This window comes from Paenibacillus sp. FSL R7-0179, from assembly GCF_038002265.1.
Lineage (GTDB): Bacteria > Bacillota > Bacilli > Paenibacillales > Paenibacillaceae > Paenibacillus_AQ.
On record NZ_JBBOCC010000001.1, the window covers coordinates 3,148,262 to 3,162,591 of the forward strand.

General features: G+C 52.9%; 13 protein-coding genes. 7 read left to right on the forward strand and 6 right to left on the reverse strand.

What is annotated here, in order from left to right; translation table 11 throughout:
• Positions 1-202: 202 nt before the first annotated feature.
• The 3 genes from MKX63_RS13930 to MKX63_RS13940 are packed head-to-tail and all read right to left on the reverse strand — an operon-like array spanning position 203 to position 4,435.
• Positions 203-628: a bacterial transcriptional activator domain-containing protein gene (locus MKX63_RS13930; protein WP_341017755.1), complete on the reverse strand. Its 426-nt coding sequence runs from the start codon at positions 626-628 to the stop codon at positions 203-205.
• Positions 553-1,335, reverse strand: a complete 783-nt coding sequence (locus tag MKX63_RS13935; protein WP_341017756.1) for a response regulator — start codon at positions 1,333-1,335, stop codon at positions 553-555. The genes MKX63_RS13930 and MKX63_RS13935 overlap by 76 nt, the downstream gene beginning before the upstream one ends.
• A 43-nt stretch (positions 1,336-1,378) precedes the next feature.
• A complete protein-coding gene (locus MKX63_RS13940) occupies positions 1,379-4,435 on the reverse strand; it encodes a hybrid sensor histidine kinase/response regulator (RefSeq protein WP_341017757.1) in 3,057 nt (1,018 codons plus the stop codon).
• A 523-nt stretch (positions 4,436-4,958) separates the two neighbouring features.
• Here MKX63_RS13940 and rfbH point away from each other — a divergent pair.
• The 5 genes from rfbH to MKX63_RS13965 all read left to right on the forward strand — a co-directional run bounded on the left by rfbH (position 4,959) and on the right by MKX63_RS13965 (position 9,826).
• Positions 4,959-6,287, forward strand: a complete 1,329-nt coding sequence (gene rfbH, locus MKX63_RS13945) for a lipopolysaccharide biosynthesis protein RfbH (protein WP_341017758.1) — start codon at positions 4,959-4,961, stop codon at positions 6,285-6,287.
• Positions 6,284-7,060, forward strand: coding sequence for a glucose-1-phosphate cytidylyltransferase (gene rfbF / locus MKX63_RS13950; protein WP_341017759.1), 777 nt, complete (start codon positions 6,284-6,286; stop codon positions 7,058-7,060). Before rfbH ends, rfbF begins: the two co-directional genes overlap by 4 nt.
• On the forward strand, positions 7,042-8,142 hold the full coding sequence (gene rfbG, locus MKX63_RS13955; RefSeq protein WP_341017760.1) for a CDP-glucose 4,6-dehydratase: 1,101 nt from the start codon (positions 7,042-7,044) through the stop codon (positions 8,140-8,142). Before rfbF ends, rfbG begins: the two co-directional genes overlap by 19 nt.
• A gap of 10 nt (positions 8,143-8,152) precedes the next feature.
• Positions 8,153-9,253 carry a glycosyltransferase family 2 protein gene (locus tag MKX63_RS13960; RefSeq protein ID WP_341017761.1) on the forward strand — a complete coding sequence of 367 codons (1,101 nt, stop codon included), beginning with the start codon at positions 8,153-8,155 and terminating at the stop codon, positions 9,251-9,253.
• A 168-nt stretch (positions 9,254-9,421) separates the two neighbouring features.
• The gene (locus tag MKX63_RS13965) at positions 9,422-9,826 is read left to right on the forward strand and encodes a MerR family transcriptional regulator (protein WP_341017762.1); all 405 of its coding nucleotides are present in this window, start codon (positions 9,422-9,424) and stop codon (positions 9,824-9,826) included.
• A gap of 106 nt (positions 9,827-9,932) precedes the next feature.
• On the opposite strand, the gene MKX63_RS13970 is transcribed toward MKX63_RS13965, so the two are convergent.
• Positions 9,933-10,295: a hypothetical protein gene (locus tag MKX63_RS13970; protein WP_341017763.1), complete on the reverse strand. Its 363-nt coding sequence runs from the start codon at positions 10,293-10,295 to the stop codon at positions 9,933-9,935.
• Between the two features lie 209 nt (positions 10,296-10,504).
• Here MKX63_RS13970 and MKX63_RS13975 point away from each other — a divergent pair, with 209 nt between their 5' ends.
• Both MKX63_RS13975 and MKX63_RS13980 read left to right on the forward strand, forming a co-directional pair.
• Entirely contained in the window at positions 10,505-10,783 is a 279-nt protein-coding gene (locus tag MKX63_RS13975) for a hypothetical protein (RefSeq protein WP_341017764.1), read from the forward strand.
• Entirely contained in the window at positions 10,773-11,441 is a 669-nt protein-coding gene (locus MKX63_RS13980) for a hypothetical protein (protein ID WP_341017766.1), read from the forward strand. The genes MKX63_RS13975 and MKX63_RS13980 overlap by 11 nt, the downstream gene beginning before the upstream one ends.
• 19 nt (positions 11,442-11,460) lie before the next feature.
• Here MKX63_RS13980 and MKX63_RS13985 read toward each other — a convergent pair whose 3' ends face one another.
• Together MKX63_RS13985 and MKX63_RS13990 are read right to left on the reverse strand one after the other, a co-directional pair.
• Positions 11,461-12,027 carry an acyltransferase gene (locus MKX63_RS13985; protein ID WP_341017767.1) on the reverse strand — a complete coding sequence of 189 codons (567 nt, stop codon included), beginning with the start codon at positions 12,025-12,027 and terminating at the stop codon, positions 11,461-11,463.
• Between the two features lie 62 nt (positions 12,028-12,089).
• A complete protein-coding gene (locus MKX63_RS13990; protein WP_341017768.1) occupies positions 12,090-14,258 on the reverse strand; it encodes a glycosyltransferase in 2,169 nt (722 codons plus the stop codon).
• Positions 14,259-14,330: the final 72 nt, after the last annotated feature.

Here is a 14,330-nt window from a genome sequence, read left to right on the forward strand (position 1 = left end):
GAATCAGTGTACACCGGTTATGTCAGCGGATTCGCATGTCCTGCAGCTCTTCACTGAAAGGACGGGACAGCGCGCATGCGCAGGTCCTGCCGCTATAATGGAAGCTGCGGGTGCAACAAGAAACGGTATGCCTAACCTCTGACCGGGGGGCGGCATACCGTTTTTGTATGGATTCTGTTATCGCAGTAGTTCCGGCACGGAATCAAGTATATAGACGCTTCCAGTTCGCATACCAGCGCTCGACCTTGGCGGACGGAGTAAGCTTCAGGTCCCGCCAGAGCAAGCTGCGAAGCTTCTCATATTGCTCCTGTACGAAGCTTAGCTCGCCCAGCCGGTTATAGAATTCCATGAGCGCCAGGTAACCCGGCTCGTGGTAGGGATGCAGCTCTACAATCCGCTGATAGGTGTTAACCGCTTTGGTGATGTTATCCTTGACGGTATAATAATCAGCCAGCTCCGTGGCATGCTGCAAGGAGAGGTTACGCAGCCGCTGACGTTCACTCTCGGCCCACAGATACTCATAGTCCCCCAGGTAATCGCCGGTGTAGAGCTTCAGCAGCTCTTCATGTTCTGCGGCGTTATAATCATCCACCGGGTCCAGAGAGACGACACCTTCCTCCCACAGCACCGCATCTGTGCGTCGCCGCTCTCCAGCATATACCCTTCGCCCACGCTTGCATTGCTGATCACAAGGCCGATGTCCGCCCGTTTCAGCGATTGCCTGATCTGGTAGATGGCCGTATACAGATGGGTAGAGGCACGTTTGAATGAGACCTCGGGCCAGAGCAGCTCGACCAGCTTGTCCTTAACGACGATCCGGTCATGATGATACAGCAGGAAGGCGAACAGCTCCTGGGCTTTGGAGGTCCGCCAGCGGAAATCCCGGACAGGCACGCCTCCCCGTTCGAACTGGATCGCATTGAAGCAGCGGATCAGCAGCGTGTCTGGCTTGTCCGTGTGCTCAAGGCTAACCTTCTTCCGGCTCCTGATCCGCTGGAGGGTCCGGCTCAGCCGTTCCCTGGAGACCGGCTTGAGCAGGTAATCCTGCGCGCTGACCTCGAAGGCTTCCAGAGCGAAGCTGTTATGGGCGGAGACGAAGACAACGGCTGAGCCGGGACAGCACTCCTCAAGCTGCTTCGCAACCTCCATGCCGTTCATTCCCGGCATATCAATATCGAGAAAGATAATATCTGCCTCCCAGCCGGACGCTTCGCTTAAGGCCAGCAAGGGATTGGTATAGGTTGCCGTTACAATGTTCGAGCCTAACGCCCTGAGCGTTGCTTCCAGCTGAATCAGGGCGAGTCGTTCATCATCGATCAGCACTACCCGAAGCATTGTAGCACCTCCTTGTACAGGTTATAGCGGCTGGAGGAAGGGTTCACTCCGCACGCCGGAGCGGAATCATGAAGGAGACGGTGGTTCCAAAGCCGGGGCGGCTCTGAATGGACAAGCCTTGCCCATAGCGTTCAATCAGCCTCCGGTTCGTATTCCAGATCTCGATACCGGAGCTCTTGTCTTTGTGCTTCATCAGCAGGCGGTCAATCTGCGCCTGCTCCATGCCTTTGCCATTGTCCTGCACCGTAAGCCGGACCTGCTCCTCCTCCTCTTCAATACGGATAGTCAGCAGGCCGCCCTCTATAAGACTGAGCAGCCCGTGACGGACGGCATTCTCGACCAGCGGCTGCAGGATCAGGGGAGGAACCCGCAGCAGTCCGGTATCATTCCGCTCCCACTTGACCTCCAGCCGTTCGCCGAAACGCACCTGCTCGATATATAAATAGGCTTCTACTAATGACAGCTCCTGCCTCAAATGAACCAATGAGCCGGTATTCATCAGATCGAAGCTTGAGCGCAGATAGGCGGAGAAGGCCTCGATCAGCTGCTGCATCTGGCAGATATCAATGGTGCTGAGTGTGGCGATAGAGTTCAGGGCGTTGAACAGGAAGTGGGGGCGGATCTGCGCCTGAAGATAAGCGATCTCCAGCCGCAGGCTATGGTCGATCGTCTGCTTCAGCCGCGCCAGTCCGGTCACCCGGTATTTGAGTTCCAGGCTGTCTACCGGCTTGGTCACATAATCATTCGCCCCCTGCTGAAATCCGTAGTAGATCTCCTCGCGCATAGCGCGCGCCGTCAGCAGCAGCACAGGCAGCTCCGACGCAGGATACCGTTCCCTTACCCGGCGGGTCAGCTCATAGCCGGACATCCCGGGCATCATCACATCGGTAATGAGCAGATCCCAGGCTTCCTCCTCCAGCCGGATCAGGGCTTCCTCCCCGCTTAACACAGAGGTCAACTGATAGATATCTTCATGCAAAATGGTCGAGAGCACCCGCAGATTAACGGGGTCATCGTCTACGGCCAAGATCTTCAGTACGTCTTCATCCGCATAGAGGCCGGAGGGGGACGGTGGTACCCCCGCCAGGAACGGCTCTTCGTCCTTATTACGCAAACGGATACTCCAGTCGGTGGATGCAGTACCCAGGGCTTCCACTGGGTCCACTGCTTCTGCCCTGCCGAGCCGCTCATCTATGCAGAAGGCTTCGTGTGCCAGCGGCAGGGTGAAGCGGAAGACTGAGCCTTCCCCAAGCCTGGACTCCACGCTCAGGCTCCCCCCGTGCAGCTCCACCAGCTGCCTGGTAATGCTAAGACCCAGACCCAGACCGCCGCGGTTCTGTCCGCCAGCCTGTTCATAAGGGAGGAAGATGCGGGCGAGAGCTTCTTCCTCCATCCCCACACCCGTGTCGGCCACGCTGACCAGCAGCTGCCCGTCCGCTTCTTCGGCAGTCACAAGGATGCTGCCGTGCTCTGTCCATTTCACTGCATTATGTACCAAATTAAAGAGGATCTGAATCAGCCGCTTCTCATCAGCCCAGACGCGAGGCAGCAAAGCGGATACGCTTACATGAATCGTCAGGTTCTTGCCGTCCGTTAAGTAACGGAGCATATCCGCAGCTCCTGCGGCGATGGTATGGACGGACAGCGGAGCAGGATGAAGGACCATCCGGTTCTCGCGCAGCAGAGTGAGATCCAGCAGATCATCCAGCAGCTGTGACATCTGCCGCCCGATCCGCACCATCAGCTCCAGGTCTCCGGCGTCTTCTTCCGGAGAGGCTATCCGCTTCTGGTCATATTCCGACTGGGCAATGCTCATCATGCCGTGCAGCGGAGTCCGCAGCTCATGTGAGGTATTCATCAGGAACTGATCCTTTTGCCTGTCTGCCTGCAAGAGCTGTTCGTAGAGCAGCCTGTTCTCATTGGAGCGCCGGATATATTGCTTCAGGGCATAGGAAGAGAATCCAATGATCGCAGCCAGAATATCGACCGGATAGAAGGGAAGATTCTTGTGATAATTATTCACGGTAGCTCCCCAGACCACGCCCGAGATCAGGCAGCAGGCGGTGAAGGTCAGGAAGGCGACATCTTTTTTGCGCTGATAGACCATCCTTGCGAAGACAACGAACATCCAGCAGGGCGGAATCATATACAGCAGATTGAAGAATAGGATGGCATGGGTTAAGGCGACATGTATAGGCAATACAGACAGGGCAAGCGTGTACAGCGCAAGAAGGAAGCTATACAGCTTAAATACGCGGCCGGACGCCGGGGTTCCATAGAACCTGTAAGTCAGCAGCAGCATGAAATAGACCATCCATAGATAAGACAGCATCTTGAGCTTGATCCCCCAGCTATAGCCAAGCGGCAGCACAATATATAACAGAAGATCATTATCTGTGCCAACAGAGACGGCGATTGTGACCAGCATAAGGGCAAACAGCAGCAGGGGCCAGTTCTTCTGGGACAGCAGATACAGGATGAAGACGTACAGCGCATGGAGGAGGAGAATAACAATGGTGGTCAATTGAAAAGCAGAGGAATACCACCGCTCTTTGATAATAGAGGATTGCGCGCCGAGACGGATGGAATAGGAGATTCCGCCTTTCGCCTCATGATCGAAATTGGCGGCTTGAACCAGAACAAGCATCTCCTGTGTTCCTTCAGGCAAGAAGTAGTGAACGGTATAGGGAACCGCCTTGGGCTGGTACAGCTCCCTGTCAGCAGCCGGCTGCCCCATGGTCCGCAGGACACGGCCGTTGACCTCAATCCGGGAAGAGGCCTGGATCTGCTGGACCCAGAAGCTATAGGGTTCATCCAGCGGCTGATCTACCAGAATGCGGAGGGCAAATGTGCCATAGCCCAGAGAGGAGCCGGACAGGGAATTCTTCCAGTTGCCTGGCACTTCAACAGGGACAGCGGCTCCGGCGGCGCCTGAGCGGATATCGCTTTCGCTGACCAGACGGTTCGGATAGAAAGACCAAGTCCCGTCAAGAACAACTGAATGGGTATCCTTGAAGGTCCAGCCGCGCAGATCAAGCACGCCTGCAGCCGCACCGGGCTGCTCCGGCAGGGCAAAAATCTGCTGCCATACCCTTTGCATGCCTAACAACAGGGAGATATATATGACCACTAAGGTCAGATGTTTTAAGTAATATCTGGAATTTTTATTCATCATAAATTAAAGAGTTCGACAACCTAAAGGAAGCACCTGCATAAAAATTAAATAAATTATTGAACAATTATCAGAGGACTGTGCGAAAAATTCACGAAAGATTCTGGCGCTGGGGCTGTGATTCGGTCTCGTTCTTTTGTCCTGCTTTCCAGGCGGGCCAATAATGCTGCTTGCATAACCCTTTCGCATAATGTCTTCTATTGCAGTCCTCTTTCGTGCATTTTCTTTCGTTGACGGCTCTCAGTCTTCCCATATGTGCATCCCTCCATAACGGTTCATTTCAAGTCAAGCCCATTATAGAGAACCCTCATAGACAAGAACTGAACAAAAATGGAAGTTTTATTCCATTATTTTTCAATCGTATTTCTCGTTCCCATTGCATATAGATGATGTACCGAGTCCATTAAATCCATAAAACTAAACAAGTCACCATCGTAAAGGAGGAGAGGCATTGCCTACTGAAGCTTCAACCTTGCGTGAGCAAATACTGGAATTGACGGGCCAGTTCTACGGCAGCCGTTGGCCTGGACGGTCATTCGTGGCAGGCCGGGACTACGTACCGGTCAGCGGTAAGGTATTCGACGGGGAGGAGTTAATCAATCTAGTTGACGCTTCCCTGGATTTTCATTTAACCGCAGGCAGGTATACCGCTGAGTTCGAGCGCCGCTTCTCCCAGATCATGGGGAAAAAGCATACGCTGCTGGTCAATTCCGGCTCCAGTGCGAACCTGCTTGCCGTTGCGGCACTGACTTCGCCGCAGCTTGGCGAACGCCGCCTGCGGCCGGGGGATGAGGTCATTACAGTAGCCGCCGGATTCCCCACTACAGTGAACCCTCTGATTCAGCATGGGCTGATTCCCGTGTTCGTTGATGTAGAGCTGCCTACTTACAATATAGATACTTCACAGCTTGATGCGGCGCTCAGTTCCCGTACCAGAGCAGTAATGCTGGCGCACACACTGGGCAATCCGTTTGACCTCGCCAGTGTCAAGTCATTTGCAGACCGTCATAGTCTGTGGCTTATCGAGGATACCTGCGATGCGGTAGGATCGCTGTATGAAGGACAGCCGGCCGGTTCCTTTGGGGATTTGGCAACCGTCAGCTTCTTCCCGGCCCACCATATGACGATGGGCGAGGGTGGCGCAGTGCTTACTTCCGGCGCCCGTCTTAAGAAAATCGTCGAATCTTTCCGCGACTGGGGCAGGGACTGCTGGTGCCAGCCGGGGGCCGACAATACCTGCGGCAAGCGGTATGACTGGACCAAAGGTGAACTGCCTGCCGGATACGACCACAAATATACGTATAGCCACATCGGCTACAATCTGAAGGCTACCGATATGCAGGCAGCCATCGGCGTAGCCCAACTGGAGAAGCTGGGTGGCTTCCATGCAGTCCGCAAACGCAACTTCGAGTATCTGAAGGAGCTGCTGAAGCCTGCGGAGGAATGGCTTATTCTCCCGGAAGCCACGCCGCGCAGCGAGCCGAGCTGGTTTGGCTTCCCGCTGACAGTGCGGGAAGAGTCGCCCTTAACGCGCAATGAGATCGTCCGCAAGCTGGAAGAGGCCCGCATCGGCACCCGGCTGCTGTTCGCCGGGAATCTGCTGAAGCAGCCGGCTTATTCCGGCGCGTCTTACCGTGTAGCCGGACCGCTGACCCAGACGGACAGGATTATGAACGATACCTTCTGGACAGGAATCTATCCGGGAGTTACACCGGAGATGCTGGACTACACGGCAGAAGTGCTTCTAGGTCTGCTTGAAGGCAAGGGGGGAAAAGCATGAAGGTAGTCATACTGGCCGGGGGATACGGGACCCGGATCAGTGAAGAGACCGATGTGAAGCCCAAGCCGATGATTGAGATCGGCGATAAGCCGCTGCTTGTGCATATTATGGAGCATTATGCCTCGTATGGCTTCGATGATTTTGTCATTTGTTTGGGGTATTTGGGGCATGTCATCAAGAAATATTTTGCCGATTTCTACCTGCAGAGCTCGGATGTTTCGTTCGATTTCGGCAACGGCAATCAGATCACCCGCCATAACCGGCAGCAGCGGAATTGGAAGGTAACGCTCGCGGACACGGGCAGGGAGGCAATGACTGGAGGAAGAATCCGGCAAGTCCACAAATACACCGGCAATGAACCATTCATGCTGACTTATGGCGACGGTATTGCAGATGTCAATATACCTGAGTTGTTGGACTTCCACCGCTCTCACGGAAAATTAGCGACGGTTACCGCTGTACAGCCGGTAGGCCGTTTCGGTGCGCTGGAAATTGTAGAGGACACCAAGGTTACCGGCTTCGTAGAGAAGCCCAAAGGGGATGAAGGCTGGGTGAACGGCGGGTTCTTCGTACTCCAGCCCGAAGTATTCACTATGATCGAAGGTGACAGCACCGTCTGGGAGCAGGAGCCGCTCCGGGAGCTGGCCGCAAGGGATGAGCTAAGAGCTTACAAGCACCACGGCTTCTGGCAGCCGATGGACACACTCCGCGACAAGCGGAACCTGGAGCAGTTATGGCGGGAGGGAAGCCTCCCATGGATGAGAACGCAATGATACCTGCAGAATTCTGGAAGGGCCGCCGTGTCTTCGTGACCGGGCATACCGGCTTCAAGGGAAGCTGGCTCACCCGGTGGCTGACAATGCTGGGCGCAAGTGTGAGCGGCTATGCCTGGGACCGGGATGAGCATAAGCTCTTCCCGCTGATCGGAGCTGCGCCGGAAGTTCATACGGTCTGGGGGGATGTGCGGAACCGGCAACGCCTGGATGCGGCGCTGCGTGAAGCGGCCCCGGAGGTGGTGTTCCATCTGGCTGCCCAGCCGCTGGTCCGTACCTCTTACCAGTTCCCTGCCGACACCTTCGAGGTGAATGTGATGGGAACGGTGAACCTGCTGGAGGCGGTCGCGAGCGCCGTTGATTCCGGCATTTCAGTGAAGGCCGTCGTCAACGTTACAACAGATAAATGCTATGACAACCGTGAATGGATCTGGGGCTACCGCGAGACCGATCCATTGGGCGGCTATGATCCTTACTCTTCCAGCAAGGCATGTTCCGAGCTGGTGACGCAGGCTTACCGCAACAGCTATTTCCATCCGGCGCGCTATGCCGAGCATGGCGTAGCTATCGCTACCGCGAGAGCGGGGAATGTCATCGGAGGCGGCGATGATTCCCTGGACCGGCTGGTACCGGACTGCCTGCGGGCATTCGCAGCAGGTAAGAGGCCGCTGCTGCGCAGCCCGGGGGCGACGCGGCCTTGGCAGCATGTATTAGAGCCGCTTGGCGGCTACCTGCTGCTGGCAGAGAAGCTGGTGCAGGGAGGAGCAGAGTATGCTGCTGCCTGGAACTTTGGACCCGGGGAGCAGAGTGTCCACAGTGTGCAGAAGGTTGCCACCCGGCTGGCAGAGCTCTGGGGAGAAGGAGCCTGTGTGGATATCGTCAATTCCCCGGTGCTGCACGAGGCCGGGGAGCTGCAGCTTGACAGCACCAAGGCCCGCCGTCTGCTGGACTGGCGCTCGCGATGGACGGTAGAACAAGCGCTGCAAAAGACCGTTGACTGGCAGCGGGCACTGGATGCAGAACAGGACATGCGGCGGATCAGTGAGCAGCAGATTCGGGAATATATGACAGTTAACCTATAGGAGGATACTAATGATTACCATCAGTCTATGTATGATCGTACGCAATGAAGAGAACGGCCTGGGCCGTTGCCTGGATTGTGTCAAAGATATTGTCGATGAAATCGTCATTGTCGATACAGGCTCCACGGACCGGACTAAGGAAATTGCTGCAGAGTACGGTGCGCTGATTTATGATTTTGAATGGATTGACGACTTCGCAGCGGCCCGTAACGAAGCCTTCAGCAAAGCCACAAAGGAATATATTCTTTGGCTGGATGCAGACGATACCATTGAAGAGATTGACCGTGAGAAATTCAAGAAGCTGAAAGCGACGATGTCCACAGCATACCATTCAGTAAACATGCCCTACAATCTGGCGGTAGACAGCGAGGGGAGGGTCACCTCAAGCCTCCGTAGGAACCGGCTGGTCCGGCGGGAATGCAATTTTCAATGGATAGGCCCGGTACATGAGTATTTGGCAGCAGGTGGCCCTACTTTGGAGAGCGACGTATGCATTACACATAAGAAAGACAAATCTTATACGGACCGCAACCTGCGCATTTACCGTGGACGCGAGGCCAGAGGAGAGGAATTTTCACCGCGGGATTTATATTACTTCGCCAATGAGCTTCGGGATCATGCCTTCAATGAAGAAGCGCTGGATTATTACGAAAAGTTTCTACAGACTGGTCAAGGATGGATTGAGGACAACTATCAAGCCTGCCTGAAGATGGCTGAATGCCATGACCGCCTCGGGGACAAACAAGGAAAGCTGCAGGCGCTTTATCGAACCTTGAGTTACGATATTCCCCGTTCAGAGTTCTGCTGCCGCCTTGGGTATGATCTGATGGATCAAGGCCGTTATGATCACGCCATTTACTGGTTTGAGCTGGCTACTACCCTTCCCAAGAGGGAAACCATGGGCCTACAGGATATGACTTCCACTACTTGGGTTCCCCATCTGCAATTATGTGTATGTTATGACCGCTTAGGCCGGCATGTCAAAGCAAATTACCACAACGAAGTCGCACTTTCCTACTATCCGTCGCACTCAAGTATGCTGAGTAACCGTAAATATTTCCAGGAGCTCCTAGGCGAATCATATGTGAATTTAATTCCAATTTCTTCATAAGTGCTAATATTTCCATTGCCAAATCAAAGAACGGACAACTGCTCAGGTAGGCAGTTATCCGTTCTTTTTTTGATTCCAAATAACAAATAGGTATTTTTACACATTTATTTCAGGTCACATGAATACCATTAAAGTAAATAAGTCCACTTAATATTGAGGAGAGATGTTATGGTACGCCATTATACACAACTGGAATTAATTAATTTATCGAAGCTGCCACCGACTACTGTGAAGCGATGGCTAGATTATTTCTCTTATTTCGTGCAAGGAATACGCCAGGGCGACCAGATGCTCTATCCCTATGAAACTCTGAAACTGTTAAAACGGATCAGTGAGCTGCGCATGGAACGCTACCATTTAAGCACCATTGTACGTCTGCTGATAGAAGAAGGATTCCCGATGTACAGTAAAGGAGAGCTGGACGCCCCTGCTTCAGAGCCACAGCAGAACAGCATTCCTGTAGCCGCGGCTGCGGAGACGGACCGGCAGCAGCATCTCGTGACCTCTCTGTCGGCACTGGCCAATGAGCTGATCCGGCTTGCCGATCATCTGAAGCAATGGAAGGTGCAGTAGAACCAAGCCGGTTGAACGGTGGATAAGACTGTTGATGTGCCCGGGGCTTGTCCATTCTACAGCTGCCAGTTTCAAGGGTGTAACGCCGAAGAACAACGGGAGCCCGTTATTCTTCATCCTCCTCCACATCTGTCTCAGTTTCCGTAAGCTCATCTATCAATTTCTCAGAGAGACTGACAGAATCGCCCAGCAGTCGCAGAATCCGGTCCATCTTGCTTAGACTCAGCCACTGGCCCTTGGTTATCTCTTCTAACAATCTGGCGGTTGTGTTATTTAATTTAATAATGTTGTTAAAATTCATATTTCCGGGATTGGATTGCACGAAGGCCTGCATCGCTTCAGCTTCGGCATTGATGATGTGAGACAAGGACATCTCATTAATAGCGATTGAGGTCAGCAGGAGAGAGATGCTTTCCTCTCGTGTAAGCGAGATATCGGGGGTGATATTGGGAATGTGAGGCATTGACATGCAGATCTCCTCCAGAACTTGAAAGGTTGCCTTGCGCTTTGTTATCCAGTTATAGATATGTATACCTCAGACTAAGATTGTCCTATTCCTGTTATTCTTTGAAATCCGCCAAATCCGATATACCTTGGACGAATGGTGATAGGGACAACTCAAAAGCACATATATATAACAGTAGCTAAATCAAAGCAGGCAACAGGGGGGATGAAGCAATGCTACAGCGGGAACGGTTGATCAAAGCGATTATTCTGGCTGCGGCGCTGGAGGAAGAAGCGGTCTCGGCTCTGATTGCGGTTGAAATCCGCAAGCTGGAATATATGTATGACGATGGGTACGGCTGGGATGAAGAATTAGATATGGGGGGGCTTGAGGCCCTGCAAGAGGCGGTGGCAAGAATCATCACGGCCCTGGCCCAGCATCAGGCCATGATCTGCCGGACACTGGAAACCAGCAGACGGCTGGGGCGTGAGGTGAATAGGTATGAAGGCTGAAGCCCGGAAATCGGAGGATGAGCTATTGGTGCAGGCGATTCATAAAACCATGGGACAGATGGAGCAGCTGAAGCAGGCTTGTCTGCGGCTCTCAGTCAAGGCGGATGATGAGTTGGCGCTGTTCATGCGCGAGACAGAACGGCTGCTTGAACGGGCTCAGTCCACAGGACAGGAGATTGAGAGACAAGAACCGGAGCATAGGGAGCAGGCTTCCACCGTTATCAAGCAGACTATTCGTCCTGCGGATGCCTATGTATCCGGGGGCAAGTATCTTTATAATACGGGTAAGTCCGTCCGGTTCATCCAGCGTCGATCTGCGCAGGCCACGCGCAAACGGACGTCCCACAAGAAGCGTGGGCAGACAATAGGAGTAGGCGCAGCCAGCGAACGCAAGCGGCAGCAGCGGCAACAGCTGAAGCCTTCTCTTCAGCCGCAGCAGCCGAAGAGGGCAGTGGAGCCGCAGCAGCCGAAGAAGGCATTGGAGTGGCAGCAGCCGAAGAAAGCAGCAGAGCGGCAGCAGTCTAAGAAGACGGCGGAGAAGCAGCCGAAGCAGACGGTGGAACGGCAGCAGCCAAGAAGTACGCAATCTATGAATAGACAGCCGCCCGTTGACTATCAAGGGATCAGAATCTCGTCCAACCTGAAGTACTCCCTATAATGTACTTCTTATTCTACGATCAACAGCTGCCCTCACCGGACACCTGCCATAGTCCTGCTACGGGGTCGAAGGTGTCCACCACTTTGGCAGGGTTACCTGCCGCGATACAAAAGTCGGGTAAATCGCGTGTTACTACGCTGTTAGGTGTGACCCTGCAGCCCTTACCAATCGTCACTTCGCCCACAATGACACAATGGGCGCCAAGCTCACTGCCGGCGCCAATCCGCACCTGCTGGCTGGTGGAGGTGATCCACTGGTCGCGGATCGGTATGCCGACCTGGCGGTATTGGTGGTCCGTGTCGGCAATATATACATCCGGACCAACGACGACATTCTCCTCCAGAATGACACTGTTCGCGGAGGTAATGATCAAGTTGCGGCTGCAGTTGCAGCCGTCCCCGATCGAAATGGCGGGCGGCTCCCCTTGGCCGGGGTGAACGACCGTGAACCAGCTATTCTCAAGTATAAGTACATTCCTGCCGATAGCGACTTTCTCTGGACAGTTGATATCGGTTTTTTGCATGATCAGACTGCCGGGTCCGTAGCGGTAAAAAAGATTTTGAAAATCCTCGCTGATGAAGTCCATCTTAGTTCCACCTTTCAATAAACTAAGCGAGCCCTTCTCAGACCCGCCCAGTGTTCAATTTGTCAGATTAAGTGGTGCCTGGCCTGAATGGTTTTTATATGTGTAAGGAGATCGGTAAAGTATGATTCGTTGTGGTAGGCCTCAATTAAGACTTCTTCAAAATCTTTGGGCTGCAATTGCTGGAGGTTATTCTCCAATATATAATTGTACCACCAGAGCAGGAAAGAGTAGGCAATATGTTTCTTCTCAGCTGCCAAAGCCTCTTCACTCAATCCTTTGTCCAGGAAATAATTTAGAATATTCAAATATGATTGAATGAATGTCTGGGCGAAGCTGAATCCTCCTTCAATCTTGCCGCTGCTTGTTAATAGCTTGCGGCGATACACGCAATAATCCGGTGTAATTCCAAGAATAGAGAACGTCAGGTAGACTTGATTGAGATTGGAGCCTACGAAAAGCTCCGGCGTGGGAAGCTGCGCAAATTCCCGCTTACGCATGATGATTCCCGAAACAAATGTGCTGTAAATCGATACATGCTGCACATAATTGCTTACCCCGGCAGAATGGTCAACCTGTCCGGTGTTGCTAAGAATATCAATGAAGAACAGGCTGCAGTTCTTGTTTTGTTCTATTAGGCGGAATATCTCTTCCAGGGAACCCTGCAGCCAATAGTCATCGTCACCTTGAAGCTTAATGTATTCACCGCGGGCATATCCAGCACATTTCAGAAAGTTGGAGTCTGCACCTTCATTGAATTCGTTGCGGTAGTAGCGCAAATTAGTAAAGCGTGACTGGTACTTAAGGACAATGTCTCTGGTTCGGTCTGTAGAGGCATTGTCGGAAACGATTACTTCGAAATCTTGCATTCTAGTGTTCTGGCTGTAGATACTGTTCAAGCATAAATCCAACTCTGCTTCGCGGTTATAAGTAGGAATACAAATGCTGAGCAGCAAAGGCGGGCTGTTGCTTTCAACTGGTACAATCTCTTCTGGTTCTGACGGGATCTTTGGTTCACTGGATGAGACATCCGTCTTCAGCCACTGCCGGGAAATGGGATCATACTGCTTGATTACTTTGGCAGGCGCGCCGGCTGCTACACAATAGTCGGGAATTACTGTACCGGATACAACGACCGAGCCAGCACAAATGACACATCCCTTACCAATTGACACTTGCCCGGAAATAACGCTGTTAGCACCGATCCAGCTTCCGGAGCCGATTGTCACAGTGTGGCTAAAGGAATCTACTCCCTGCTTAATGATGGGCAGATGGATGTTCTCGTAAGCCAGGCTGTGATCCGCTATATTCACATTAGGAGAAATGGCAACATGGGAGCCGATAATGATACGATTGACTGCCGATAGACTACACCGCCGGCCGATGTCACTTCCCGCACCAATCTGAATGCGCGGTTCACTGACAACATTATTGTAGGGAAGCATGATCCAGCAATCTGCTTGAAGCTTAACGCCATTGCCTAGAGCGACCCCTCCCATACCAAACAGATCACAGGTAGGGTGGATATTGCATCCCTTGCCGATACGGTGGAACCGGTGTTGGCCGTGGATTTCTCCATATCCGTAATACTCCAGGAAGATGCGCTGGGCATCGGCATAACCGATATTTCGATCCGCAACTCCGCAATCGTGCAGACACCAGGCCAGATGCTGCTTGGGAACGCCAATCTCATAGCCGTGGGCAATGAATTCCTGACTGTGCGAGGCATCATAGAAATGCCAGCCGGTGAACAAGTCCTTGCGCCAGGGAAGGTCATACTGGGTGACCATCAGTATTCCGTCGATGGATTCCACACTCTCATATTCTCCTTCCGGCTGCAGGAAATCCAGCGGCTTGAGCATTCCAGTGTGGCTGTCAATCACTCTGCCATACTTGTGCCCTGCTTCCCACCAGGTTCCCGACGACGGCAGGACTTTGGCGCCTGCTGCTCCAAGCATACCCAGTGACGGATGATTGGAGAACAGACGGATGATATCCGAAATAAACTGCGGATTAAGGATATGGACATCCTGATGCAGATACACCTTATATTTGGCATCTGACTGGCGCATAGCTTCATCATAACCAGCCGTTATACTTAGGGCTCCTCTCACCAATTGAATATCTACCTTATATCCGTCCGGAATGATTAATTGCCTCAGATTCTGCTCACTGCGCTTAGCCAGCTCCTCGTTATTTACACAAATAATAAAACATACTTTACGGTCATCCATGTCGCTCACGCTCTCTCCTTTAACCCTCAAGGTCTGACATCGTTGTTATTTGCCGGATTTAGTGGACCTGAG